At 66.7% G+C, this 24,131-nt stretch carries 27 protein-coding genes and 3 pseudogenes; 16 read left to right on the top strand and 14 right to left on the bottom strand.

Annotated elements, in window-relative coordinates:
* The 5 genes and pseudogenes from ACZ6MA_RS32560 to ACZ6MA_RS32540 all read right to left on the bottom strand — a co-directional run.
* Positions 1 to 351, bottom strand: a pseudogene (locus ACZ6MA_RS32560) (DEAD/DEAH box helicase); the annotation flags it as partial.
* A gap of 374 nt (positions 352 to 725) precedes the next feature.
* A complete protein-coding gene (locus tag ACZ6MA_RS32555; RefSeq protein WP_469438367.1) occupies positions 726 to 929 on the bottom strand; it encodes a cold-shock protein in 204 nt (67 codons plus the stop codon).
* A 319-nt stretch (positions 930 to 1,248) separates the two neighbouring features.
* Positions 1,249 to 1,575, bottom strand: a complete 327-nt coding sequence (locus tag ACZ6MA_RS32550) for a MerR family transcriptional regulator (RefSeq protein ID WP_469438366.1) — start codon at positions 1,573 to 1,575, stop codon at positions 1,249 to 1,251.
* A gap of 321 nt (positions 1,576 to 1,896) precedes the next feature.
* Positions 1,897 to 2,097: a DUF397 domain-containing protein gene (locus ACZ6MA_RS32545; protein WP_469438365.1), complete on the bottom strand. Its 201-nt coding sequence runs from the start codon at positions 2,095 to 2,097 to the stop codon at positions 1,897 to 1,899.
* Positions 2,073 to 2,918, bottom strand: coding sequence for a helix-turn-helix domain-containing protein (locus ACZ6MA_RS32540; protein ID WP_469438364.1), 846 nt, complete (start codon positions 2,916 to 2,918; stop codon positions 2,073 to 2,075). The genes ACZ6MA_RS32545 and ACZ6MA_RS32540 overlap by 25 nt, the downstream gene beginning before the upstream one ends.
* A 115-nt stretch (positions 2,919 to 3,033) precedes the next feature.
* Here ACZ6MA_RS32540 and ACZ6MA_RS32535 point away from each other — a divergent pair, with 115 nt between their 5' ends.
* Both ACZ6MA_RS32535 and ACZ6MA_RS32530 read left to right on the top strand, forming a co-directional pair.
* Positions 3,034 to 3,339: a hypothetical protein gene (locus ACZ6MA_RS32535; RefSeq protein ID WP_469438363.1), complete on the top strand. Its 306-nt coding sequence runs from the start codon at positions 3,034 to 3,036 to the stop codon at positions 3,337 to 3,339.
* Positions 3,336 to 3,509 (top strand): DUF6255 family natural product biosynthesis protein, encoded by a 174-nt coding sequence (locus ACZ6MA_RS32530; protein ID WP_469438362.1) that lies wholly within the window; start codon positions 3,336 to 3,338, stop codon positions 3,507 to 3,509. The genes ACZ6MA_RS32535 and ACZ6MA_RS32530 overlap by 4 nt, the downstream gene beginning before the upstream one ends.
* Here ACZ6MA_RS32530 and ACZ6MA_RS32525 read toward each other — a convergent pair.
* Positions 3,457 to 4,323, bottom strand: coding sequence for a hypothetical protein (locus ACZ6MA_RS32525; RefSeq protein WP_469438361.1), 867 nt, complete (start codon positions 4,321 to 4,323; stop codon positions 3,457 to 3,459). The two genes, ACZ6MA_RS32530 and ACZ6MA_RS32525, sit on opposite strands and share 53 nt — an antisense overlap.
* A gap of 536 nt (positions 4,324 to 4,859) precedes the next feature.
* Between ACZ6MA_RS32525 and ACZ6MA_RS32520 the strand changes: the two genes are divergently transcribed.
* The 5 genes and pseudogenes from ACZ6MA_RS32520 (at position 4,860) to ACZ6MA_RS32500 (ending at position 9,186) form a co-directional block, all read left to right on the top strand.
* Positions 4,860 to 5,591, top strand: coding sequence for a dienelactone hydrolase family protein (locus ACZ6MA_RS32520; protein WP_469438360.1), 732 nt, complete (start codon positions 4,860 to 4,862; stop codon positions 5,589 to 5,591).
* A 16-nt stretch (positions 5,592 to 5,607) separates the two neighbouring features.
* Positions 5,608 to 5,709: pseudogene (locus tag ACZ6MA_RS32515) on the top strand (Mobile element protein); the annotation flags it as partial.
* A gap of 172 nt (positions 5,710 to 5,881) precedes the next feature.
* Positions 5,882 to 8,257 carry a histidine-rich protein gene (locus ACZ6MA_RS32510; RefSeq protein WP_469438359.1) on the top strand — a complete coding sequence of 792 codons (2,376 nt, stop codon included), beginning with the start codon at positions 5,882 to 5,884 and terminating at the stop codon, positions 8,255 to 8,257.
* Between the two features lies 1 nt (position 8,258).
* Entirely contained in the window at positions 8,259 to 8,720 is a 462-nt protein-coding gene (locus ACZ6MA_RS32505) for a DUF4279 domain-containing protein (protein ID WP_469438358.1), read from the top strand.
* The gene (locus ACZ6MA_RS32500; protein ID WP_469438357.1) at positions 8,710 to 9,186 is read left to right on the top strand and encodes a DUF4279 domain-containing protein; all 477 of its coding nucleotides are present in this window, start codon (positions 8,710 to 8,712) and stop codon (positions 9,184 to 9,186) included. Before ACZ6MA_RS32505 ends, ACZ6MA_RS32500 begins: the two co-directional genes overlap by 11 nt.
* A gap of 5 nt (positions 9,187 to 9,191) precedes the next feature.
* Here the strand turns inward: ACZ6MA_RS32500 and ACZ6MA_RS32495 are convergent, their stop codons facing one another.
* The gene (locus tag ACZ6MA_RS32495) at positions 9,192 to 10,001 is read right to left on the bottom strand and encodes an ATP-grasp domain-containing protein (protein ID WP_469438356.1); all 810 of its coding nucleotides are present in this window, start codon (positions 9,999 to 10,001) and stop codon (positions 9,192 to 9,194) included.
* An 811-nt stretch (positions 10,002 to 10,812) separates the two neighbouring features.
* On the opposite strand from ACZ6MA_RS32495, the gene ACZ6MA_RS32490 reads away from it, so the two are divergent.
* From ACZ6MA_RS32490 to ACZ6MA_RS32475, 4 genes are all read left to right on the top strand, one after another.
* Positions 10,813 to 11,577, top strand: coding sequence for a hypothetical protein (locus ACZ6MA_RS32490; RefSeq protein ID WP_469438354.1), 765 nt, complete (start codon positions 10,813 to 10,815; stop codon positions 11,575 to 11,577).
* A 12-nt stretch (positions 11,578 to 11,589) separates the two neighbouring features.
* Positions 11,590 to 12,663, top strand: a complete 1,074-nt coding sequence (locus ACZ6MA_RS32485) for an immunity 49 family protein (protein ID WP_469438352.1) — start codon at positions 11,590 to 11,592, stop codon at positions 12,661 to 12,663.
* A 69-nt stretch (positions 12,664 to 12,732) separates the two neighbouring features.
* A complete protein-coding gene (locus tag ACZ6MA_RS32480) occupies positions 12,733 to 12,960 on the top strand; it encodes a hypothetical protein (RefSeq protein WP_469438351.1) in 228 nt (75 codons plus the stop codon).
* Between the two features lie 495 nt (positions 12,961 to 13,455).
* Positions 13,456 to 14,316, top strand: coding sequence for a hypothetical protein (locus ACZ6MA_RS32475; RefSeq protein WP_469438349.1), 861 nt, complete (start codon positions 13,456 to 13,458; stop codon positions 14,314 to 14,316).
* 117 nt (positions 14,317 to 14,433) lie between these two features.
* Here the strand turns inward: ACZ6MA_RS32475 and ACZ6MA_RS32470 are convergent, their stop codons facing one another.
* Both ACZ6MA_RS32470 and ACZ6MA_RS32465 read right to left on the bottom strand, forming a co-directional pair.
* A complete protein-coding gene (locus tag ACZ6MA_RS32470; RefSeq protein WP_469438347.1) occupies positions 14,434 to 14,622 on the bottom strand; it encodes a hypothetical protein in 189 nt (62 codons plus the stop codon).
* Between the two features lie 20 nt (positions 14,623 to 14,642).
* Entirely contained in the window at positions 14,643 to 16,085 is a 1,443-nt protein-coding gene (locus ACZ6MA_RS32465) for a serine hydrolase domain-containing protein (protein ID WP_469438345.1), read from the bottom strand.
* Between the two features lie 153 nt (positions 16,086 to 16,238).
* Here ACZ6MA_RS32465 and ACZ6MA_RS32460 point away from each other — a divergent pair, with 153 nt between their 5' ends.
* Complete coding sequence (locus ACZ6MA_RS32460) at positions 16,239 to 16,949, top strand: TetR/AcrR family transcriptional regulator (protein WP_469438343.1); 711 nt, start codon at positions 16,239 to 16,241, stop codon at positions 16,947 to 16,949.
* A 135-nt stretch (positions 16,950 to 17,084) separates the two neighbouring features.
* Here ACZ6MA_RS32460 and ACZ6MA_RS32455 read toward each other — a convergent pair.
* Positions 17,085 to 17,302, bottom strand: a pseudogene (locus tag ACZ6MA_RS32455) (IS5/IS1182 family transposase); the annotation flags it as partial.
* A 43-nt stretch (positions 17,303 to 17,345) separates the two neighbouring features.
* Positions 17,346 to 17,612: a transposase gene (locus ACZ6MA_RS32450; RefSeq protein WP_469438341.1), complete on the bottom strand. Its 267-nt coding sequence runs from the start codon at positions 17,610 to 17,612 to the stop codon at positions 17,346 to 17,348.
* A gap of 88 nt (positions 17,613 to 17,700) precedes the next feature.
* Between ACZ6MA_RS32450 and ACZ6MA_RS32445 the strand changes: the two genes are divergently transcribed.
* Genes ACZ6MA_RS32445 through ACZ6MA_RS32435 form a run of 3 tightly spaced genes read left to right on the top strand, consistent with a single transcriptional unit; the run spans position 17,701 to position 19,757 of the window.
* On the top strand, positions 17,701 to 18,558 hold the full coding sequence (locus tag ACZ6MA_RS32445) for a hypothetical protein (RefSeq protein ID WP_469438339.1): 858 nt from the start codon (positions 17,701 to 17,703) through the stop codon (positions 18,556 to 18,558).
* A gap of 59 nt (positions 18,559 to 18,617) precedes the next feature.
* Positions 18,618 to 19,097, top strand: a complete 480-nt coding sequence (locus ACZ6MA_RS32440) for a hypothetical protein (RefSeq protein ID WP_469438338.1) — start codon at positions 18,618 to 18,620, stop codon at positions 19,095 to 19,097.
* A gap of 15 nt (positions 19,098 to 19,112) precedes the next feature.
* Positions 19,113 to 19,757, top strand: coding sequence for a hypothetical protein (locus ACZ6MA_RS32435; RefSeq protein ID WP_469438368.1), 645 nt, complete (start codon positions 19,113 to 19,115; stop codon positions 19,755 to 19,757).
* Positions 19,758 to 20,201: 444 nt separating this feature from the next.
* Here ACZ6MA_RS32435 and ACZ6MA_RS32430 read toward each other — a convergent pair whose 3' ends face one another.
* Both ACZ6MA_RS32430 and ACZ6MA_RS32425 read right to left on the bottom strand, forming a co-directional pair.
* On the bottom strand, positions 20,202 to 21,173 hold the full coding sequence (locus tag ACZ6MA_RS32430) for a S1 family peptidase (protein ID WP_469438336.1): 972 nt from the start codon (positions 21,171 to 21,173) through the stop codon (positions 20,202 to 20,204).
* Positions 21,174 to 21,440: 267 nt separating this feature from the next.
* Complete coding sequence (locus ACZ6MA_RS32425) at positions 21,441 to 21,647, bottom strand: hypothetical protein (RefSeq protein WP_469438334.1); 207 nt, start codon at positions 21,645 to 21,647, stop codon at positions 21,441 to 21,443.
* Between the two features lie 248 nt (positions 21,648 to 21,895).
* Between ACZ6MA_RS32425 and ACZ6MA_RS32420 the strand changes: the two genes are divergently transcribed.
* Positions 21,896 to 22,732 carry a MerR family transcriptional regulator gene (locus ACZ6MA_RS32420; RefSeq protein WP_469438332.1) on the top strand — a complete coding sequence of 279 codons (837 nt, stop codon included), beginning with the start codon at positions 21,896 to 21,898 and terminating at the stop codon, positions 22,730 to 22,732.
* Between the two features lie 86 nt (positions 22,733 to 22,818).
* Here the strand turns inward: ACZ6MA_RS32420 and ACZ6MA_RS32415 are convergent, their stop codons facing one another.
* Entirely contained in the window at positions 22,819 to 23,484 is a 666-nt protein-coding gene (locus ACZ6MA_RS32415) for a GGDEF domain-containing protein (RefSeq protein WP_469438330.1), read from the bottom strand.
* Between the last annotated feature and the right edge of the window lie 647 nt (positions 23,485 to 24,131).

The raw sequence follows: 24,131 nt of genomic DNA, 5'->3' as shown, positions 1-24,131 counted from the left end.
GGTCTTGCCGGAACCGGTACGGCCACGGCCCAGCACATCCCGCCCGGCCAACGAGTTCGGCAACGTCGCCCCCTGAATCGGGAACGGGACGGTCATGCCCTGGGAGCCGAGCGCCGCCAGCAGGGGAGCGGGCATGTCCAGCTCGGCGAACGTGGTGACGGCGGGCAGCCCCGGGGTCGTGCCGACGGGCAGCGCGAACTCACCCTGACGGGCCGCGGGACGCCGCCCGTAACCACCGGACCGGCCGGAGCCGGAGCCGGATCCCTGGGAGCGGAAATTACGGCCGCCGCCGGTGGAACCGCTCTTCGCGGTACGGGCGTAACGGTCGTTTGAACGCACTGTGCGGTTCATGTGGAACCTTCCTCGATACGGCACGTATCGAGGAATTCCCGGCGGCAGTGAGAGCGGCACGGGGAATCGCAAGAACGAACCGTAGAAAAGGCGGCGACGTGGCCCGATTATCAAAAAATCGGCCGTCGTCGGCGCTCTGAGATGACCGGCAGCGTGCGGGGACGGTTACGGTCCGGGCATGTGCTTGGGTCAGGGGAACTCGGGCGGGATCGCTGTCCGGCCGAAGAGTTTTGGGCGGGGATGTACCGCCGGGGTGCTGCGGGGTGCTGCGGGGGCTGCGGATGGCCGCTCGGCGGCGCCCGGCCCCGGAAATGCAACGAGCCGGGGCCCGCACCCCAAGGTGCGGGCCCCAGCTACGTCATGCGTCGTCGCGCTTAGGCGGGGACGATGTTCTCCGCCTGCGGGCCCTTCTGGCCCTGCGTGACGTCGAAGTTCACCTTCTGGCCCTCAAGCAGCTCACGGAAGCCGGAAGACGCGATGTTCGAGTAGTGGGCGAACACGTCAGCGCCGCCACCGTCCTGCTCGATGAAGCCGAAGCCCTTTTCAGCGTTGAACCACTTCACGGTGCCAGTAGCCATGTCATATCTCCTTCGGGGGTGCGGGGACCCGCACTGTGCCGGTCCCGCGTCGCCGCGATGATTACCCCGTCCGGAGAGCAAACGCCGGAAAAGCAAAAGCGCTCCTGCCGGCGTAAAGCCGACAGGGGCACTTGAAGTCTGGGAACCACAACTGCAACTGAAATCAACAGTAGCACGGTGTCAGCGGCCGGGCGCAAGAAGTTATTTCACTCCGTCCGCCGTCTCATAAACCCTCACCGTGCGCGGCGCCAATTTCTGTGCTTGCAAAAATAGATATTCGCAGCCATCGGCTCCCGTGATCGGTCGATCGGTCGTTCGGTCAGTCGGCTGCGACCCCGCGTAGCTCCTCGTTGATGCGCAGGGCCTCTTCGAGCTGGTCCTCAAGGATCACGATGCGGCAGGCGGCTTCGATCGGGGTGCCGCTGTCCACCAGCTCCCGAGCACGGGCGGCGATGCGCAGCTGGTAGCGGGAGTAACGGCGGTGCCCGCCCTCGGAGCGCAGCGGGGTGATCAGCCGCGCTTCACCGATGGCCCGGAGGAAGCCGGGGGTCGCCCCGATCATCTCTGCCGCACGGCCCATGGTGTACGCGGGATAGTCGTCGTCGTCGATACGGTCGATGGTGGACGTTTTGGTTTCAGCGTGCACTGGCACCTCTGCTTTCGGGAACGCGTCGAGGGGCCCTGGTGCCGTACGGCACCAGGGCCCCGATGAAACCGGCGCCACTCGCCGGCGCCGGATACATACTCTGCGGCCCCTGCCGGGCCGCCCGACCCGGCAGCCAGCCTCGGGACCTTCCTGCACTTCCCGGCCCCGGGACTCCACTGCCGTGCCACACACGGTGCGCGCCAGTTCGTCTCTGTCGCGCCGTCTGACTTCCTTGGCTACGCGAAAAACATAACCCCAGGCGCCCGAGGATGTCTACCTCGGTCGCGATAGATTTTCGCGTGTCGCGGACCTGGTTCCTCGTCAGTGGCTCAGCGCGCCCACGAAGGCGGCCCAGGCCGTGGCGGGAAGGGCCAGTGCTGGGCCGTGGGGGTGCTTGCTGTCCCGGACGAGGACGGTGCCGGGTATGTGGTCGGTGATCTCGACGCAGTCGTCACCGGCGTCGGTGCTGTAGCTGCTCTTCCACCACGCGGCAGTGCTCAGGTCGGATCGTCCGGTGTGCATGGGTAGCGCTCCTCCATTACCTCGCGGATCAGATCCGCCGATGCCGTCGGTGAGAGGCCGTTCCCCTGCATGCGGTCGTAGGCGAATGCGTAATTTGCGACCTCTTCCGGCTCTTCGATGAGGCCGCCGGATCGGATCCCTTCCAGGTACACCACATCACCCTTCTTGGGGAGCGCGAGGATGGTCATGGAGCCACCCATCGCAATCGGCTCAGGGCTCTCGTACGGAAGGATCTGCACGTGGATGCACGGCCGTTCGGCCAGAGCCAAGAGGTGAGCCAGCTGCCTTCGCATGACCCCACGCCCGCCCACGATTCGGTAGAGCACCGCTTGGTCCAGGATGATCCACAGCCATGGGGGAGGGGCTGCGTCAAGCATGGCCTGCCGCCCGAGGCGGACGGAGACCTTCGTTTCGAGGTCCAACCCGCCGTAGATCTCCCCAGCCTGGAAGAGCGCCCGCATGAACTCTTCCGTCTGGGCCAGCCCCGGAATCATCTGCGAGAACTTGTACATTCGCGTGGCTTTGGCCTCGTACTCGAAGAACTGCTGGGACCAGAACGGAAAGGGCGGCGTGTAGCCGATGTGCTCCCACAGATCGCGCAGGTCGCCGTCCGCGCCGAGGGCATCGTCCAGGGCGTCGGACAACTGCCTCGGGAGTGACTCCGTCCCCAGCTCGATCTTCGCGATCCGGCTGTGAGTGACGTGGACCTTCTCCCCCAGCTCACGCTGGGTCAGCCCGGCGCGAATGCGCAGCTTCCGTACCTTCTTGCCGTAGAGCGCGCCCATTGACCTCGACGGGTCAAGTTCCTTTGGTGCGGGCATCGTTCCTCTCATTTTCCATAAAAAACGTCTCAAGCCATTACCCCTGGTCACCGTACTGCTACGGACCGATGCTCGTAAGGAAAAGCGAAGTCAGGGCATACGGAGGCAGGACGTGATGTCGTACCGGGAAGGCGCGTACGTGGTGGACACGCGCACGGGGGCGTTCGCGCAGGTGATGGGGCGGGTGGGGCCCCGGGTGCAGGTGCGGCGGCCGGGGGGTGGGCGGGAGTGGGAGGTGCCGCCGACCGCGTTGCGGTTGGCCACCTACGAGGAGTGCCGCGCCGCCGACCCGGCGGACCGGTGTGACGAGTGCGAGCGCATCAGGGACCACCGGCGTACGGCCGAGGAGCGTGGCGACAAGTCGGCCATGACCGATGCCGCCGTCCTCATGGGTCGACATCAGCGTGAGGCGCACCCGTGACCCGCGTGGTGGGCCGTCTGGTCTCCGCCTGCCCCCACTTGTCCGGGTGGACGCGCACAGTCGACAAAGCCACGTGCAAGAGGTGCGGCGTCGAGCGGTACTCGTCATACCGGCTGCTCAGAATGCCGGTTGAGCGAACATCCCGCCCGCGCCGCCGCCACCTCCGCTGAATGCGATGGCGTCTTCCTGGCGGCAGGTGCGGCATTTGGTTTCGTCTTCGAGGGGTCGGAAGACGCGTTCGCAGGGGCCGGTGCAGGGGCGTAGAGGTTGCGGTTTCGGGGGTGCGGGGGTGGTGAAGGCCGGGACTGGGGGCATTTTGCGGGTGAGGCGGTTGTGGGCGAGGGCGGCGGGGGAGTGGACACGGCTGGGGAGCCCGTCCGTCAGCGCCTCGCGGAGGTCTTTGGCTGTGGCGCCGCGCAGGAGCCATTCCCCTGCGAGGGCGGCGAGTCGTTGGATGTCGCGTCCGTTGAGCCGGAGTCGGCGTTCCTTGTGGGAGACGGAGGCGAGGATCAGCCCTCCGCGCTCGATCAGCGGAGCGGGAACGTGGGAGGGCTGGGAGGGAGGGTTCTCCTTGTTCCCCTCTGTGTTTGTTGGGTAATGGCCGACGGTCGGGGTGGTCGGCCGGCCGGGGGCCGGTTTGGGGGCACTCGGTGGTGAGGCCCCGTCGCGCAGGGCTACGGCCTCGTCCTTGGTGAGGGTGACGTTGGAGAGGAGCTGGGTCGTTCCCCACAGGCCGCCGTCGCCTTGGCGGCGCCACTCGTGGAGGTAGCCTTCGGCGATCAGTTCCCGCTTGGCGCGGATGAACGCGGACTTCTTGATCCCCGCCTTGTCGGCGGTGTCCGACAGCCGTTTCGTCTCCGTCTCCGGGAGCGAGAGCTGCCACAGCAGCAGGCGCACGGCGGTCGCGGACAGGCGCGGGTGGCGAAGGATGTCGTTCGGTACCTGGGAGAAGAAACGCGCAGGGGCGATAACATGCCGGAGCATCCCGGGACTCCTTCTGGTTTAAGTCCTCGTGGGTGAAGGCCCTCGACCGGTGTTGGCGCACCGTCGGGGGCCGCTTCGTTCTCGTGACGAAGCAACCGATTCGCGGTCACCGTACCGCAATGCGCACACGCTCTGTGCGCACTCAACTCCCCTGATCAGAGGCGTGGTTAGGGATGACCGTCTGCGTCCGATCGTGGTCGTGAACTGACCCGTTCGTGACCCGTGGCGCGCATCGATCCGGGCTGGTCAGAGGCGTCTGCCGGGGGGCCGGGTACGTCCATGTGCGCGGGCGGCGTTCAGGCCGTCCGAGTCGGCCCGTCGGGTGGCCGTGAGCCAGGCTCGCTCCCCACTTCGGATGGCCGGTTGGGCTGCCCGGGCCGGCGTTCCGCCGCCTCGCCTTCGTGGTACGTTCCTGCCGCCGTGCACTGCTGCGAACTGAGGAGGTGAGACCGATCAACACTTTGACAGGTCGGGCCTCCCTCCCTCGCATGGCCTAGGGAGTGCCCGCAGAGGCATCCCGAAAGGCATGAATCGCTATGCGCTTCATCTCTGAGACGTCGTCCGACGGCGTCCGCGAACAGCTCTTCACCCTCGGCGAGATTCCCGGCGTGTTGTGGACGCCGGAAGGCGCCGCCGCCACTCGTCCTCTCGTCTTGATGGGACACGGAGGCGGTCAACACAAGAAGACTCCTGACATCCTGGCCCGTGCACGCCGCTTCGTGACCGAATGCGGGTTCGCGGTCGTGGCGGTCGACGTTCCCGCCCACGGCGACCGGCCGAAGGTCGAGGAATACGACCGGATCGCGACGGAGAACCAGGCTCGCGTGGAAGCCGGTGAAGAGTTGGGCCCCCTGATCGCCGGCTTCCAGGCACTCGTGGCCCGCCGGACTGTGCCGGAATGGCGAGCCGTCCTGGACGCGGTTCAGCAACTTGCGCACGTTGGTGCCGGCCCGGTGGGCTACTGGGGGGTCTCGCTGGGATGCGGGCTCGGTGTTCCCTTCGTCGCTGCCGAACCGCGCGTCCGCGCGGCGGTACTGGGCTTGGGCGGAGTGCTGGCGTCGGCCGAGGCCGCCGCGCGGATCACGGTCCCCGTAGAGTTCTTGGTGCAATGGGACGATGAGCGGGTGCCGCGGGCTCAGAGCCTGGCGCTGTTCGACGCCTTGGCCTCGGCTGAGAAAACGTTGCACGCCAACCCCGGCAAGCACGGGGAGATCCCGGCATTCGAGCTGGAGAGCACACTGAGGTTCTTCGCCCGGCACCTCGGCTAATACCGTCGGTTGCAGTCCCGAGGACAGCGAGCCCGAAGTGGGCTTCTGCATGTACGGGTTCGGGCCGCTCAACCTCATGCCGCCCCCCGGCCGTCAGTGGGCCGAGCGGGGAGGCAAGCGGGGCGCATTCCGGTTGCCCTCCTCGTAGGGCTGTCAGTGGCACCTGGCAGAGTGTCATGTCACGTGACGAAGAAACGTTTCGCACGAGGGGGAGACGTTGTGTTGAAGTGGGGCATCGAGCCGGGCGGCCCGGGCGGGGCCGTGAACGAGAAGGGGCGGGGGCCCAAGAAGTGATCGAACTCGGGAAGATACCGACCTTCACGGGCAAGCTGGAGGAGCTGGAGAAGCACGCGGCTTCTCTGAAGAAGACCGCCTCCAGCATCCGCACCACGGGCAAGGACGTTCACACGGAGTTCCAGGCCCTGGACGCGGTCTACGACGCCCCCGAACAGGAACATCTGCTCAGCTCGACGGTCCCGGTGCGGGACAAGGCGGATGAGTTCGCGAAGAAGCTGGAGTCCGCCAGCAGTGCGCTGCACAGCTTCGCGACGACCGCGAAGCCGCTCGTCGACAAGATGGACAAGCTCCGTGAGGACGCGAAGAAGTTCGTCGCGGAGAACAAGGACGACGACGGCTGGCGGAAGGACCAGGACAAGATTGACGAAAACCGGCGACTTGTCCGTGAGGTCGGCCTGACCTGGGTGGCCTTCCAGGGCGTGGAGCGCGACCACGCCAACAGGATTTTGGCGTTGGTGGGCAGCAAGCTGCACTTCGTCGTCGACGACGGCTCGCACAAGCCCGGCATGTACGGCTTCAAGGAAAGCGACGTCAAGGACGCCAAGAAGACACCCTGGGGCACGGCCGACGACCGCCAGTACACGGGCCTGCGCGCGGTGTGGGAGGGGACGAAGCACCACGTCGGCGGCGCGTTGAAGGGCTTCTTCGTCGACGGGGCCTGGGGCGGTATCAAGGGTCTTTTCCACATGGTCAACGTCTTCGACCAGGACACCTGGCGGAAGACCTGGTCGGGCATCGGTGACGTCTTCGGCGGCATCAGCGCGTACATCATGACGCCGTACGACTGGGCCATGGACAAGATGTTCGGCCCCACCGACCACAGCGACACCGACAGGCAGAAGGCCGCCCTGCGGCAATTCGGCAAGTCCTTCGTCGCGTGGGACGAGTGGGGCAAGAACCCCACACGAGCGGGCGGCGCGGTGGCGTTCAACATCGTCACCCTCGGCGCGGGTTCCTTCCTCAAGCTCGGCAAGGCGGGCCAGGCCGGCGAGGCCGGAAAGCTGAGCGCGGGCGCGAAGATGGCGACCGTGGCGGGCAAGGCGGGGGTACTCCTCGACCCGATGTCGTACGTCATCAAGGCCGGGAGCGTCGCCAAACTCAAGGTCGGCGACCTCATGGCGGGCTTGAAGGCCAGCACGGCGGGCGTGGACGACATGGCGCGCAATATGCCCACCGGGGCCTCGCCGCACCCGGGCGAAGCGCCCGCGACTCCGTCCCACTCGGCCGGCTCTGGCGAGACGCCCCCCGGGCGTGAGTACATCGACCACGAGGGCAACAAGCGCGTCATCGGCAACGACGGCCACATCAGGGACGAGCATGGCAACGTCGTGCCCGACACCGAACCCGTCAGGGAGCCGAACAAGGCCGACCTGCCCAACGTCAGGGAGCACGACACCGCACCCGTCAAGGAAGAAGCGAAGGTCCTCGAAGGCGCGGGTGGGCCTAGCCACGTGGAGCACGGGGCGGGTGGGCCGACGGGGTCGGCGCACCCGGGCGATGGGACTCACACCTCGGGCGGCCACGCACCCGAAAAGCCCGTGGGCAGCGGGGACTCACACACCTCGGACAACGCGTCATCGCAGAAAGCTGGCGGGGGTACGGACAACGCATCCCACGCGGGCAGACACGGGGCTGCAGAGAACTCCGCAACCCATGCAAGTGACCATGCGGCGCCAGGTGGGAGCCATGTTCACGATGGGCATGGTGCCGGTGACGGCAACCACCCCGCTACCGGTGAGGCCTCCCACACAGAACCTATGTCCGGCCATGATGCAAAGGTTCACCACGGTGACGGGCACCATGGCGCCGATAATGGAATGGTCCACCACGGTGAGCCGGCGAGCCACTCCGGTGGCCCGTTTGACGAGGGGCACCGGGGTACGGGTGACCCGCTGCCTGCTCCGGAGGACGTGAAGCAGGCAATTATGGACCGTAGGCCAGAGATGCTCGACAAGTCTCGCTACACGCCTGACGACGGTCACTACTACGCGACTCGCGTATTCAAGGGCGGTCGACCTGATGGGCAAACGGTTTTCTCCGGGCATGGCTACCTGCGAAGGGGAGCTGGCGAAATGACAGTTCCGCCCGGCACTACGATTTCCTTTTATGTCCCGCACGGCGATTTGCTGCCAGGGCTCAACGGCCTTACGGTCGAGGCCGGCATCTACCCGGGAGGATATGTGCAGAAATTCCACCCGGGTGACGTAATTCCTGATTACACGCTGGACGCGCCGGCTGCGGGGATCGGTGGGGGGTTCAGTATCATGGAAAAGTCAACGACGGTGAGCCAGCGAACTTTCCTGTCCAAGCTGCTGAAGTCGGACATGGGTGACGTGCACTGGGCCGCTTGTCGTGAGATCGAGTTCTAAAATGCATGCAGACCGATTCACTTCAGGAGACCTGGAATATAAAATGCATGATTTTGTGGCCGTCCAGGGGCCTTGGATGCTGAGTTCGGCGTCTCTCATTATTGAGAAGTCCGACCTTGATCCCGGCGCGGTTACGGCAGCTCTCGGGATTGAACCCAGCGCTACCCGTGCGCCGGGAGCCAGCCCTTGGCGTCCTGCTGAGGATGCCAACGGCCTGTGGGTGATCGAGTGCGATCAGCGTGGTGCGACGGCCCCTGATGAACAACTGGCTCATGTCCTGGCCCTTGTCGAACCGAAATTGGCCGAACTGGCAGTTCTTCGACAATCCGGGCATGAAATTTGCCTTGAGGTTCGCGGGTTTACGGGCGACGGGGCGATGTTCGCGATTCCCCACGCACTACTTTTCCGAATCACGCTCCTTGGGATTCCGCTCAAGGTGGTTCCGAACGTCAATGAGCGTTAAATCAGAAGAAAATCAACACACAGGTGGTCGGCTGATGCTTGATCGAAATCACGGTTGGGAATCGGTGCGTGCGGCTCTCGTCGTCACCAAGCCCGGCCTGGTTCCCAATGTTGTCGATGCGGCCCTCGGTCTCGAGGGTGCGACCGTGGAAGCGCCAGCGGGATCGGTGTCACGTGGCACAACCATGTGGGTCTACGCGCCTGATGAGAATTCACTGGATCTCGAGCGGCAGATCGGCGATCTGGTCGGCGAGCTGCTCCCGCTGCGGGGAGAGCTGGTGGGGCTTCAGGAGCAGGGGTTTCAGGTGCGTGTCGATGTTTCGGGCTTTGTGAAGACCAATTCGGTGTGCAAGCTGGAAGCCAGTGCCCTCGACCTTGTTCAGCAGGTGGGTATCCCGTTGTCGTTCACTGCTCGTGTGGCGAAGAGCGAAGACGATTCCGGTTGGCTGGAGTCGATGTTCGGCTGAGCCGCTCACCCCTCCTTGAGGTGGCGGCAGAACCCACGGTCCCGTTCGGCCAGTCGCGACCGTGGGCCGGCCGCCCGTAGCACCACGTCGAGGGCGCGATCCGGGTCGGACGCGTAGCAGTTGGCGAACCACGCCATGTTGGCCTCGACAACGGCCCAGCCCTGCGTGCCGTTGTCGGATGCCGACAGCAGCCCCACGTCGAGCGCGACCGCGCTGGGCAGCGTGTGGCCGTGCGCAGCCAGCAGATCGGTCGCGAACTCCCGGACGGCGTCCTCGTCGGGATGCCCCCGCAGCGGGGCCGAGTCCATGCGTCCGAACACCGCGTACTGGCTTCCGGTACGGCATTCACCGTCCAGCACGAAGAGACGGAACTCCCGCACCCACGTCACGACGTCACTGACCTGAACCGGCGTTTCCGCTGGCAGGTCCGTCGGCCGGGGCAGTGTGCTGCCGTCGCTATGGATCGCGGCCGGAAAGGACTTGGCGCTCGGTGGCTTCACGAAGGCGGGGCGGGTCAGACGCCGGGCCTCGCCCAAGGTGGAGGACACGACCTTTCGCAGCGTGTACTCGTGAGGCAAGGACGTCAGCCAGTCGTCTGTCGGCTCCAGGAGGGCGACGTCGAGATCGTCAACGATCCCGGTGGCGTACAGCGGCCCGCCGAAGTAGTGGCCGCCTTGCCTTCCCCGCAGCGCACCCGCGCCGCCTTGCGCCGGGAGGACTTCGACGGCCATACCGCGTTGCCGCGCGGCGGCGGAAAGAAGCTCGCCGGTGGTCGAGTACTGCGGCGCGTGTGCCAGGAAGTCGTTGGTGCTCACGACTATCGACGATCCCATTGCCGGGGCCGACGGCTCAACCGGGTTAACCGCAGGTCATGATGCCCGTTGAACGGCTGCCTCGGAAAGGGGGCCGAAGGGGCGTCGTCCATACGACGCTACGGACAGGAAGTAGGGCCCGACAGATGGCAGGCACCGTACCGCGTCATCGATTTCCCGCTGACGACCCGGCGCAGCGGGCGGCGCGGCTCGACGTCGATGTAATTGACGCAGTCACGTCCAAGGTTGCATGTCTCCCAGGGGGCCCCGCTGCCCCGTTGGATGAAATCGTTCGCGAGTACCCCACACCTGTCCCCCTCACAGGGCGCTTCATCACCACAGTGGAATCATCCAATGTGGTCGGTACCCCGCTTTACCGGGCGCGCACCGCTCTGGCGGAATGGGAGCGAATGGTACGGCGCATGGGGTCAGGATGGCAGCCGACGGGAAGCTGCTCAGCGGACATGTACGAGGCCGGCCTCAGAGCACGCGACGACATCGGGCAACCGGCGGGCGAGCTTCTGCGGGAACTGGCCGAGCACATAGACGCTGAATTCATGAAGCTCACCGAACATGACGACGGCTGCGCCCTCGTAGAGGCGAACGGGATCGTGGCAGGTGCACACGCGAGTGCTTGGTGGTGGAAACGACGGCCGTCAGAGCTGCCGTGGTAATGATTTCACCCTCTGACGCATGCCCGACCGTGCCGACCAACGCGGACGCGTTCCCCCTTCGCCCGACCTCTGAGTGCGAAGGTGCCCGAGAACGGGCCGGCGTACTCCGCGAGCGAGTGAGAGATACCAGGAGGCGGCCCATGCACACTTATCGCGAATTGCTCGGCACGGATTTCGACGGGCAGCCGACGAATGACATCGATGAAGTGATCGACGAGGCATTCGAGGACCCTCGTCACCGCGAGCGCGTTCCCGGTCTCGTCGCGTTGATGAATGACCCGGACGCGCCGCTGATGGAGCGCTTTCTGGCCTGCTCGGTGCTGACGACGTGGGCCGAGCCGGCTGGTTACGAAGCTGTGCTGCGTGCTGCGGCCGATCCCGAGGGGACTGCCTGGTACGACTTCTCGGTCGACCGGAAGTTCTCGGTCGACAGCACGTTCTCGCAACTGGCGGTGGCCGCGCACGAAAGCCGACACTTGACCGAGGACAAGGGAACTACGGCCATGCGGGTTCAGGTCTTCCGTGCTCTCGTGCAGCTCGCCGACACCCAGTACTTCGAGGACCATCTGGGCGAGCTGATGGACGATGCCATGCTCTGTGCCGTTATGGATGACGTCCAGGAGGTCGTGGCTCGCGGCGTGCGTTCTCTTGCCGAGGGGGAGAAGCGCCGGTTCGACCTACCCACCCAACTGGTCGACTTGACCACTGCGGTGTCTGCTCTCGACGGACCGCTTTCGGTGGATATGGCCATGAGCGTACTGGGCGTAAGTTCTTCTCCCCGCATGCTGAACCATGCCGTCGCCATTGTGTATCGCGCCAAGGGGCCGGAAGTCAGGCAATTCGGCGAGTACCTGATGGCAGTCGGTGACGCGGATGTACGGCAGCGTGTGAGTGAATTGCTGTAGAGAGAAGGTGTTATGACGGGGCGTGGCCAGTTGGAGCCATCGGATCCGGTCCATCCTCTGGTGGTCAAGGCGGGCCGACTGTCGTCGGAATGGTCCTATGAATTCTGTGCCAAATACGGCGTCGACTACCCGGATGAGGCCACCCCAGAGCAACAAGACGAGTACGAGGCGGGGTTGGGCGCGATCCACGCCCGAATACGCGAAGAATGCAACGCCGAACAGGACCCAATGACTGTCACCGAACCTCGCCACGACTTTCCGGCTAGCGAAGGCGAGCGCCGACTAGGGGGAGTCGATAAGATCGTCGGCAATCTGATCGACTCACTGGAAACGTCGACAAGCTCCTTCGATTTGGCCCTTGATGCGTCCCTGACCGCCGCGTACACGCGCTGCGCCGTGGATCCCAAAGCCGCAATGTTCCCGACGTGGGACGCCTTTGTCTCGGCTATGCAGGTCGGATCCGCCCTGTATGTCGCGGCCACGGCGACGGAGCAGACGGCCGAATGCCGCATTGCGCACAAGACGCGGACAATTCAAGCAGTCGGTCCGACGTACTTCACGGACGCCGGTAATTGGATCACCGCCTTCTGGCTGGCCGTAATCTGTCGTGAGCAAGACCGGATGACGGAGCTTGCCCAGGTGCCGATTTCCTTGCTGAGGGAGGCAGGCGAGTATGACGAGTACATTTACGCCTGGATCGACACCCTGCAGACGTGGTGGCTTCAGGGCGGGGACATCGGTGAGAAGCTGGTCGCCGCGATGGAGGGCACCGATCCGGCTGTCGTGCGGATCGCCGACCAGGAGCTGATGCTCAAGGTCCTCTATCCGCCGATCAACCTTTTCTACTTGTACGTCATCCGGGACCAGGATGCCTTCAACGCAGAATTGGCCCGGGCCTTGCGCTGGCACAAGGAGTACTGGACCGCAAGCCAGGACCGGGCCATCAACGCTGAGGGACTGGTAGCCCTTGGGCCGTTGGCCGTTACTTGCCTTGCTTACGATGCGGGGTTCCCCATCGAGGTTGAATCCGAGTACCTGCCCGAGGGTCTCTTGGATCGCGGCTGGCTCGGCGAGATCGACACGTAGGACTCCGGGGTACGGCTGGTCCCGAAAGCGTGTACTCACTGGTCGGTGTTGGGGGGACAGGAAACGGCTATGGCGGAGCGCGGCAAGTCGGAACCGTCGGACCCGGTTCACCCCTTGGTGGCGAAACGAGACCGACTGACGTCGGCCTGGTATTACGAGTTTTGCGCCAAGTATGGCGTCGATGACCCGGACGAGGCCACCCCGGAGCAGACAGCTGAATACGATGCAGGCATGGATGCGATCTTCGCTCGAATTCGCGAAGAATACGACGCCGAAATGTCGCGACAGAACGGCTAACGCAGCGACGTCGTGCGCGGCTCAATCGAGCCGTGCCCACCGGCGGAGCTGAGCCGCTCACCCCTCCTTGAGGCGGCGGCAGAACCCACGGTCCCGTTCGCCCAGTCGCGACCGTGGGCCGGCCGCCCGTAGCACCACGTCGAGGGCGCGATCCGGGTCGGACGCGTAGCAGTTGGCGAACCACGCCATGTTGGCCTCGACGACGGCCCAGCCCTGCGTGTCGTCGCCGTCGGATGCCGACAGAAGCCCCCGTCGAGCGCGACCGTGCTGGGCAGCGTGTGGCCCTGCGCGGCCAGCAGGTCGGTGGCGAATTCCCGGACGGCGTCCTCGTCGGGATGTTCCCGCAGCGGGGCCGAGCCCCTGCGTCCGAACGCCGCGTACTGGCTGCCGGTACGGCATTCACGGTCCAGCATTGGGGCCCCTGTACGCCACCGGGATCGTTAATAATCCGGAGGCCGTCCAGAAAGTCATGGATATCGATAACGGGACCTGCACGTGACCTACAACCTCTTCACCGTCGACCACCTCCACCCGCCCTTGATCCGGGGCGTCCTAGCGGCATGCACCGGCGTACACGTGAGTGAAGTCGACGTCGCTGACTCCGAGGGCGATCAGGACGATCGCAACTGGGACGCTGCCGTACTCTGCGACTTCACGGAGACGCTGGGGAGCGTCGCGCTGTCTCTGGACATCGACGTGCAGGAATGGGCTCCGAACCAGCTGAGCGAGGAGGAACTGGCCGCAGAGTTCGCCGCAGCAGCGCAGTCTGCGGTTCTCTACCCGGCCGAGGAATTCGTGCCGAGTGCATACTGGCTGGTGGCTCCGGACCGGATGGTGACCCGAGCACGTCTGCTGTCATCGGACGACGCTAGGCCGGTTTACTCCATTGACGCAGTCGCGTCCAAGGTTGCATGTCTCCCAGGGGTCCCCGCTGCCCCGTTGGATGAAATCGTTCGTGAGTACCCCATGCCCGTCCCTCTCACAAAGCGGTTCATCACCACTGTGGGACCATCCAGTGCGGTTGGTACCCCGCTCTACCGGGCGCGCACCGCTCTGGCGGAATGGGAGCGAATGGTACGGCGTATGGGGTCAGGATGGCAGCCGACGGGAAGCTGCTCAGCGGACATGTACGAGGCCGGCCTCAGAGCACGCGACGACATCGGGCAACTGGTCAACGAACTCCCGCAACCGGCGGCCGGGCTTCTGCGGGAACTGGCCGAGCACATTGACGGTGATTTCATGAAGCTCACCGAACATGACGACGGCCGCGCCCTCGTAGAGGCGAACGGGATCGTGGCAGGTACATATGCGAGTGCTTGGTGGTGGAAACGACGCCCGTCAGAGCTGCCCTGGTAGCGATGTTCACCCTCCTGACGCAGGCCCGACCAATACGACCCGGTCACGGGTGATGGGAAGACCGTCTACCCGCTCATGCCCAAGGCCAAGCAGTAAGACGTCGTTTCACTCGGCGAGTCAGTGATAGTTGATCGGGCCGGTGTCCATGACGGTGAAGGCGAGGGATTGCTCGGACTTGCACTCGTAGCGTCGGTGCAGTCGGTGGCAACCGGAGATCGAGGGCATGGTGCGCTTGACGAACCAGCGGTGTCCGTCCAGTCGCTGGGACTTCGATGCGGTGGCTGGCTGGCTGGTCCGTGGCTGCACCGGCCGGTCGGCGCGGCCGATCAGCCGGTCTTGGGGGCGCAGCGCATGCCGATGTAGACGCAGCGTGTGCCGTCGGGCAGGGTGGAGAAGATCACCGGTGTGTAGTCCGTGCTGAAGGCTGAACCCACGCCCGTGCCGGCGAAGGCCGTCTCCGTGACCGGCAGCAGGTTGATCCGCAGGGGCTTTGAGAGGTCCTTCATGCCGTCGACGAACTCGTAGAGTGCCTGCCCGGAGCCGTCCTTCTCGGTCACCGTAATGACCACACCCTCGCGCCGGTACGTGCCGATGAGCGGTGCCCAGTCCACCACGGGTGGCGTGGCGGAGGGGGCGAAGGGGTCCGGCATGGTCACCCGGGCCAGGTCGGCGAGAAGCTCGCGGTAGAGCGCTGCGTACACCTCACGCGCGCCGCCGCCGTTGGTGAGCAGCGCGATGGCGATGTCGGCCGAGGGCACCACGCGCAGGTAGGCGTACTGCCCGATGGAGGCGCCGTCGTGGCCGTAGCCCTCTACGCCGTTCCAGTCGTACAGGGTCCAGCCCAGACCCCAACCGTCCGAGCTGACCGTCCACTTGTCGGGGCAGTCCACCACCCGGCGTTGCATCAGGGCGACCGTCTCCTCGGATAGCACGCGGGTGCCGTCCTCGGCCACGCCGCCGGCAAGGTGCATACGTGCGAGCCGGGCGAGGTCGCCCGCGGTGGCGATGACCCTGCCGTACGGGCCCGCCGATCGCGGCATCATGTCCCACTCCGGCGCCGGGTCCGGCTCCTGGCCGGGCTCGCCCAGGTGTCCCATGGCCGCGCGGAAGCGCAGCGCCTCTTCGGGCAGCGTCATGGTGCGGGTGAGGCCGAGCGGGGTCAGGAGCAGGTCCTTGAGTGCCTGGTCCCAGACCTTGCCGGTCACCACCTCGATGATCCGGCCGAGCACGTTGTAGCCCACGCTGCTGTACGAGATCGCGCTGCCGGGCGGGCAGTCGAGCGCCACGTCCTTCGCGGCCTCGACGTACTTGGCGAGGCAGTCGTCGCCGCGCCCGCTGTCGTGATTGAAGTCGCAGGTGAGACCGCTCGTGTGGCTGAGCAGCCGGCGGACGGTGATCATCGCGGTCGCCGCGGGGTCACCGACGGAAAACTCCGGCAGCACGTCCGTGACCGGCGCGTCCAGGTCCAGCAGGCCGTCCTCGACGAGCCGCATGACCAGGGTGGCCGTGTAGATCTTGGCTATCGAGCCCATCTGGAAGACCGACTCGGTCGTCGTCTCCACACCCGTGCCGCGATGCAGGACGCCGCTCGCCAGCTCGTGGACGGTCCCGTCGACGAGGACGGCCAAGGACGCTCCCGGCACGTGGTGTTCGGCGCAGAGCTTGTCGAGGCGGGCCTGCCACCGGGCGAGATCCAGTTTCTGCCCGGCCGAGTTCCGGGTGCCCCATGCCCCTTCGGCACTCCAATTGCCCTTTTTGTCAAATGTCATACCGTTCAGCACAGCCGACCCCTCTTCATTGCGCACGGTGATCCTCGATGCGAACACTGTACGCATCGAGGATCGACGTGCGCAATACGCGTACGGTGTCGGCTACGGTGAGGGATGAGAAGCAAGCAGATCGACCGACGGGAGTGAGCGCGCATGCCTCGTGACGCCAAGCCGATGACCTCGGTGTGGACACGTCCGCATCGCCCGCAGCGAGAGCATCTGACGCGGGAGCAGATCGTGACCGCGACGATCGAGCTGCTGGACGTGGACGGGGTAGAGGCGCTCAGCATGCGCAAGCTCGGCACTCGTCTGAAGGCCGGGGCCACTTCCCTCTACCGCCATGTGGCCAATCGGGACGAGCTGATCCAGCTGGCCGTAGACGACGTGTTCGGTGAGCTGGACCTGCCGGCCACCGCCACCCACGGGACATGGCGCGCGGCGGTCGCCCGCGCCGCCACCGACCTGCGGGCAATGGTCCTGCGCCACCCTTGGGTCGGCCCCGAACTCGGCCAGGTCGGGCTACTCCACGTCGGACCGAACGCCGTCCGCATGACATCGGGTCTCCTCGCGCAGTTCCAGGCGGCCGGTTTCCCTGCAGGTGAGGAGGACCAAGCCGCTGGGGCGCTCATGTCCTACGTCATCGGGATCGCCACCAGCGAGGCCGCGTACCTCTCACTGATCGCCCCCAGTGGTGTCTCCGAGCGCGAATGGCTGTCGGACCACAGCCCGGACTTCGGCCAGGAGGTAGACCCGCGGCAGGTGCGAGAGGACCGCTTCGTATATGGACTCGACCGGATCCTCGACGGCCTCGCCGGCCGGCTCACGCCAGGCAATGACGGTGGTTCTCGCCCCACCGGGCGGTGACATCGCGAGCGAGCCCTGGAGAAGCCGCTTGACGATCTCCTGATCCGCATTGGCCGACCCGCCAGGACCCGGGTCATACGAGAGGCTGCACCACGTGAACCGCTTGGCCAGCGCAGCCTCGACTTGGGCCTCGCTTCACTTGGCGAGTCGGCGATAGTTGATCAGGCTGGTGTCCATGACGGTGAAGGCGAGGAATTGCTCGGGCTTGCACTCGTAGCGTCGGTGCAGCGGCAGTCGGCGAGCCGGGGCATGGTCCGCTCGACGACCCATCGGTGACGTCCCAGTCGCTGTGATGTCTCGATCCCTCGACGGGCGATCCTCGGGATCCGAGGTGCGATGCCCCGCCCACGGAGCCCGAACGCTCACCGAATCGACAGCGAAGCGCGACCAGTCCAGCTATCCCCGGGCGCCGAGTTCATCCAGGATGACCCGGTGCAGGCGGGCCCAGACCCTGACCTTGCTCCAGCGGGCGAAACGCTGGTAAACCGTCGGCCAGGCCGGCCCGAACAACGGCGGCACCTGCCGCCACGTGCACCCCGATGTCGCCACGAACACGATCGCGGCCAGACATTCACGATCCCCCGCCCGCCGACGGCCACCCCCCCTGCGGGCGTACCACCACCGTCTCCGGCACCACTCTGCGGAACAACTCCCACAACTCATCCGGCACCAGCCGTTCAGCGAGACTCGTCATGCCCAGCACAACGGGCCAAACCGCCAAAGCAAACGACGCCTAAAGGAGATCCGCGCAGTGATCCGCACTCAGTACTACACCGAGGACGTCGACGACCTGCCTCGTTTCACGGGGCCCGCTGGGTTGAAGGTGCTGGGTACCTGGGTGACGGCCGATATCCAGCTGTCGCCGCTGTCCGTCCTGGAAGCGATCGACCTGGTGGCCCAGGCCAAGGCGAACCCGGACTTCGTGCCGGAGGACCTGGACGGCAACGCTCACACTGTCACCATCAGCCCGCAAGGGGTGACGGTGGAGAACTTCTTCGTGGAGCACGTGCGCGGCGATTTCGCTCTCGATGATTCGCTCCGTGTCCTGGTCGACTTCTGGGACTACTGCTGCGTGGCCCTCCCCGATCGGGTCGACCCGTGCCGCCGCGATTACACAGCCGAGCACGGGCGTGATCCCCTGGCCGGGATCCGCGGCTTTCTCGGTGGTTCGGCGGGTAAGAACAGGGCAGTGATCCGCACTCGGTACTACGTCGAGGACGCGTTCGAGGTGCCGGAGTTCTCCGGGCCTGGCGAGCTGAGCGTCCTGGGAGAGTGGGTGACGGCCGATATCCAGCTGTCGCCGTTGTCCGTCCTGGAAGCGATCGACCTGGTGGCCCAGGCCAAGGCGGATCCGGGCTTCGTACCGGAGGACCTGGACGGCAACGCGCACACCGTCACCATCGGCCCGCAGGGCGTGAGGGTGCAGAACTTCTTCGTCGAGCATGTTCAGGGTGACTACACCCTCGATGACGCCTTCCGCGTGCTGGTCGACTTCTGGGACTACTGCTGCCTGGCTCTCCCCGACAAGGTCGATGCGCGCCGACGTCAGTACGCCGAGGAGAACGGTCGCGATCCGCTGGCCGGGATCCGCGAATGCCTCGCTACGTGACCGCACCGCCGGGCCACCCGACGGCGGCCCATTCCCGAGACCAACGGAAGGCTCAAGGCGTGACCAAGCCGATCGAACCGGATCTCCAAGGGTGGGTCGAGGGCGGGCGCCGGAGCATCATTGACGTCGCTGACATGCTCGGGGTGCCACCCGAGGTCTACACCCGCGACCCGATGACTCTCGTTCCCGCGCTCCAGTCCTACGTCTCGCGTGCTCCGCTGAGTGAATTCGAGCAGTCGGACTGGATCACGCTGCACAGTGATTTGATGTCCTACGTTGCCGATTACCTGATTCAGAAGCACGGAGCGCAGTGGAAGGTGGCGGATGACTCCAGCGCACCTCGGGGATACCGCTATGTGATCGAAGCGACGGGGCGGGACGGCGTTACTCGTCGGATCGACCCTGCCGATGTGGTGAAGAAAGAATTCTCCAGTTCCCCGATCGAGATTCCGCGGATGCTGGCCAGTGCGGAATTCACTCTACGTGTGACGACGCGCAGGTCCGCCACCATCGACCCGACCAACGCGGGCAAGTCATAAGGGGGTTCGATGGCCATGCTGACGCGCGCGCCGAGGGAATGCGGCTCGTGGTTCTGGGATCTGGACGACGTGGTGGAGCCCGGTCTGGAGTCCGCGCTCAGGACCGCGGGGCGCATGAGCGCGGTGCTCCAGAAGCACGCTTTGTTGGAGCCGGGCGCGCTGGAGTGGAACTGGTTCCAGGCCGGAAAGGGCGGCCTCGGTATTCATAGCCGCCTGGACCTTGTCAGGCGTTCGCTCGGTGATCTGGAGCTGCCCGACGCCCTCCGCGCCTGTCGGCCGGCCGGACATCCGCAGGCGGAGATGGGCGGGATCCTTGTGCTGGGTTCCGGCGCGTGGTTCGACGCGACCGGAACGCGCCACCGTGAGTACCGCTTGGTCGAACTCCTGGTGTCTCCCGACGAGATCGGCCCTTCCGCCGAACTTTCCGTGTACCACGATATCTGGGGTCCGTGTGATTTCCGGGGGGAGCCGCATCCGGCTATCCATGCCGCCAACGCGCCGCGGCTCGCGTCAGCGCTGCGGGAACTCGTCGACGTGCTCGGAGTAGAGCCGGAACCCGGAGAGCCGACGTATTACGGTCGAGCAGAGGGCCACGGCCTCCAGGCCCCCGACATCGTCGACGGGCGGGGCCCGGACCTCACCGATACGGTATTCGACTAGGCCGTTCGGTGCACTTTGGGTTGGATAAGGCCGAGGAGGGCGGCAGTCACGTGCGTGCCCGAAGGGCCGAAGAGGGGTGACGGAAATGTTCGCTGGGAGAACGGCACGGCTCGTGGTCGGCAACGACGGTGCGGAGCCGCTGGAGCTGGTGGTGGAGCCCTGGGGTGACGTCCATCGGATTTTGCCGAAGGAGACGTGTGTCGTTGTCACACATTCCTCTGCGGGAGACGGGACTTGGCCCGGGACGCAGCTTGGAGACGAGCCGTTTCAGGTCGGCCATGGGCCTGATCGGGTCACGGTGTGGGCCAATGGCCACTGTTTTCACCTCAGTGACAGGGAGGGCAACGAAATCGACCCGTACGTCTACGGGGGCTGCCCTGCTCAGAGCCCGGCCATCTGAACGGGTGCCGGGCCTGGCGGACCAGTGGACCAGCAGGCCCCCGCCTACGGGATGGTCGCGCCGAACGCCGACAGCGCTTCCGTCACCGGTTGGAAGAACGTGATGCCGCCGTTGGTGCAGTCGCCGTAGCCGCCCGAGGCCAGGCCCACGGCGGTGGCGGTGTTGTCGCCGTTGTTGATGTAGAAGGGGCCGCCGCTGTCGCCGGGCTCGGCGCAGACGTTGGTGCGGGTGAGGCCCGTGACGCGGCCCTCCTGGTAGGTGACCGTCTGGTTGAGGGCTTCGACTTCCCCCGGCTCACCGGCGTCCGCGCCGTGCAGGCCGGTGGTGGAGCCGCTGCGGCTGACCTTGTCGGCGAGGCCGGCTTCACGCGCGCCGGTGACGGGCAGCGGGGACAGGCCGGCGTATCGGTACACCTCGCTCGGGTGGGTGATCGTCGTCTTGGTGTAGTCCGCGATGGCGAAATCGTCCTCGGGGAACCGCGCGCCGTTCTGGGGCACGAGTGCGATCTCCGGCCCGCCGTCCTGGTCGGACCAGCTCTTGATCTGGGCGCCGCAGTGCCCGGCCGTCAGGAAGGCCGGCTTGCCCGCCTTCGTCACGTTGAAGCCGAGAGAGCAGCGTCCCCTGAGGTTGGAGTCGGTGGAGCCGTAGATCCCTTGACCGCCGGAGATGAACGCCTTGAGTGCCTTCTCGGTTCTTCGCAGCTCCACCGTCGTGCCGAGCGGCGCGAGGACCCTCTTGAGGGCCTCCAGCTTCGTACCGGTGACGGTGGGGTCGGCGGTGACGAGGATCTTGTCGAGCTTGGGGTCCACGCCCCACGTGGTGCCGGGGATCTTCTCGCTGGCGTCCAGGGTCGCCATGGTGGCGTCCAGCGTGGCGTCCGAGAAGCGGGGCACCGCCCCGGCGGACCGGGCGGCCGAGGCGTCGGCGCCGTGGGGGGTGAGGCTGACGACGGCCACGACGGCGAGTGCGGTGACTGCGAGGGCGGCGGCGCGGCGGAGCGGCGCGGAAGGTCGCATGGCATCTCCCGAGTGAAGGCCGGAACCACGGCTCCGGAAGGCGCGCTCCCACGCCATGCGGCGCGGAAGTAAGCACCATCATCACAATGGGTGACAGATTTGCCTGCGGAGGGTAGCGGCTTGCCCCGATAAACCACCCGGAAAAGTGATGTAACGGCCTACTGGCGTTCGCGAGCCACCCATCAGTACGCCACCCGTTCGTCGGGTTGCGCGAGGCCGGGGACGGGAAACCTCGCCCCCGGCACGTACCGGTCGACGTCGGGCGCGTCAGAGAACGGGCGAGAGTACGTTCGGCAGCGTGAGGAGGGGCTGGCCCCCCAGGCCCACATGGATGTCCCCGTTGGCGGTCGCGCTGACGAGCCCGAGCAGATTGGCGTCGGCATCGGCATGGGCCGGTGAGCCGATCGCGGCGCTGCCGATGCCGAGCAGAAGCGTGGCGGCGACGGTGGCGAGAACACGGTGCATGGGCTTCATGGGCTCTCCTTGCCGGTCCCTGGGGGTGGTGAGCGATCCATGTCCGCCAGGGTGGCCGACAAACGACCGCCAGGGGGAGAGCGGGAGCGCCGGACGGGCGCTCACGACGCCGCACGCGCCCGGACGCCGACAGGAAGCCGCGCACCCGCGCCGCGCACCCGTCCGCACGCCGAGCGCAGCCAACGGCGCGCCCCTGGCGGTAGGTTCTTGACCCTCACACCGTGTCAGGCGGTTCGCTCGGAGACATCATGTTCACCATCGGAGACTTCGCCCGGCACGGCCGCGTCTCGGTCCGGATGCTGCGTCACTACGACGCGACCGGTCTGCTGCGCCCGGCCCATGTCGCACCCGCCAGTGGTTACCGCTACTACACCGCCGCCCAGCTCGCCCGGCTCAACCGGATCATCGCGCTCAAGGACCTCGGGTTCACCCTCCAGCAGGTCCAGGGCATCGTGGACGAGAAGGTCGACGTCGAGGAGCTGCGCGGGATGCTGCGGTTGCGGCGGGCCGAGCTGGAGACCGCCGTGGTTATGGCGGAAGCGCGGCTCGTCCAGGTCGAGGCGAGGCTCCGAGCGATCGAGAGCGAGGGGCGCATGCCCACGAACGACGTTGTCATCAAGAGCGTTCCCACCGTCCGGGTGGCGGAGCTGACCGCGACCGCGCAAAGCTTCCAGCCCGAGGACATCGGCCCGGTCATCGGGCCGCTCTACGAAGAGCTGTTCCGGCGTCTGGAGGCGGCGGGCATCAGCCCCACCGGCCCCGGTGTCGCCTCCTACGAGGACGCCCCGGAGGGTGACGGCAGGATCCGCGTCCATGCCGCCGTCCAGGTCTCCGCCCCCGTCCAGGACGGCGACTTCCGCGTCCTCGACCTGCCGGCCCTCGACCAGGCGGCGGCCATCGTGCACCGGGGCTCGATGGACACCGTGCTCCCCACCGCGCAGAACCTGGCCCGCTGGATCGTCGCCAACGGTTACGAGTCGACCGGGCATCCCCGTGAGGTCAGCCTGGCGTGCCCGGAGAACCGTGACGACTGGGTGACGGAACTACAGGCACCGGTGGTGCGGACGCGGTCAGCCGCGTCCTGACAGCCGCTTGCAGCGGGCCGTGGTGGTGGTCGCGAACGGCCACCACCACGGGCCGCCCCGCAAGAGATGCGTGTGGCGCACGAGGCTCATGACGCCGTCCTGCGGGCCGTCGGGGCCAGCAGGGTCAGATGCGTGCCCGGCCGACCGGCCCGGCGGCCGTTCGTCGTGCCGTAGACGTCCGCCGGGCCGGCGGGCTGCCAGTGCAGGCCGAGACGCTTCGCGGTGTACATGGCCTCGTCCGCGCCGCGCAGCAGATCGGAGAGCCCGGCGCCGGGCCGGTCGGCCGTGCGGCACACGCCGATCGAGGCGCGTGGGGAGAGGGTGACGCCGCCGGTGTCGAGCGGGGCGGACAGCGCGGCCGAGAGGCTGCACGTCATCTCCGCGTCGACGTCGGCGTCCGGCGCAAGCCGGACCAGGGCGGTGAACTCGTCGCCCCCGAGGCGGGCCGCGAAGCCGCCCCGCGCCTGGCACCACGCGCTCAGCCGCTTCGCGACCGCCGCGAGGACCTGGTCGCCGACGGCGTGCCCGTGGGTGTCGTTGATCTGCTTGAAGCCGTTGAGGTCGAGGAGCAGCACCGCCGCCTGCGGGTGCCGGATGGCGCGCAGGCAGCGGGTGGTGAATTCGTCACGGCACATCAGGCCGGTCAGCGGGTCCCTGCGGGCCGAACGCAGCCGACGGACCAGGAAGTAGGCGTGGACTGCCCAGCCGATGGACGGCGTGGCGATCGGCAGGGCCTGGAGTATGAGGTTCATCTGACACCTTCCTGGAGGCGGCCGACGGCGGCGCCGACGGCATGGAGTCTGCGCGAAGCGGGCCGAACGACGGTCGAGCGCTTCTCGTCCGTCGCTGGAGTGCGTGGTGCGTGTGTCGGGCGCTTGTCCGAAGTGCGAGTCGGCGTGCTGATCCCGGCGGGCGGGCGGTCCGCTCGGCGGCCCTGACGACGGGCCGGCCGGCGGGCCGCTCATGCTGGACGTCCCCCGTTTGCGCGGCGGGGGAGCGGGGGCGGCGGCGCGGATCTCCCGGCGGGCCGCACGGGATGGTGGCCGAGGGGCATGGCCGGGGACCGGTCGGCGGCCCCGGGGACCGGTCGGGGTGGACATCTCATCGTTCGACCCGCGCGGGGAGCGCCCGGGGGTCATGTCCGAGATTGGCCAAAATCATGCCGAAACGTTTCACTGCCCGGCCTTTGCCCGGGGTGTGCGGGCTGGGTGGGCAGGGTGAGGACCTCGGGTGGGGGCTTGAGGGAGTGGTCGGGGTTTATTCCTGAGTGCTCATGCTTGCGAGGGAATGGTGGCGGACGGGTGGTTCGGTGGGGATTCGGTGGGCAATCCTTGGGGCGCGACGTCGCACCACGAGCCCGGCGGTCGGCCAACTCCCGGGCAGCAAGCCGTAGTTACCT

Source organism: Streptomyces sp. NPDC042259, assembly GCF_055582085.1.
This window is presented reverse-complemented; position numbering and strand designations above follow the sequence as displayed.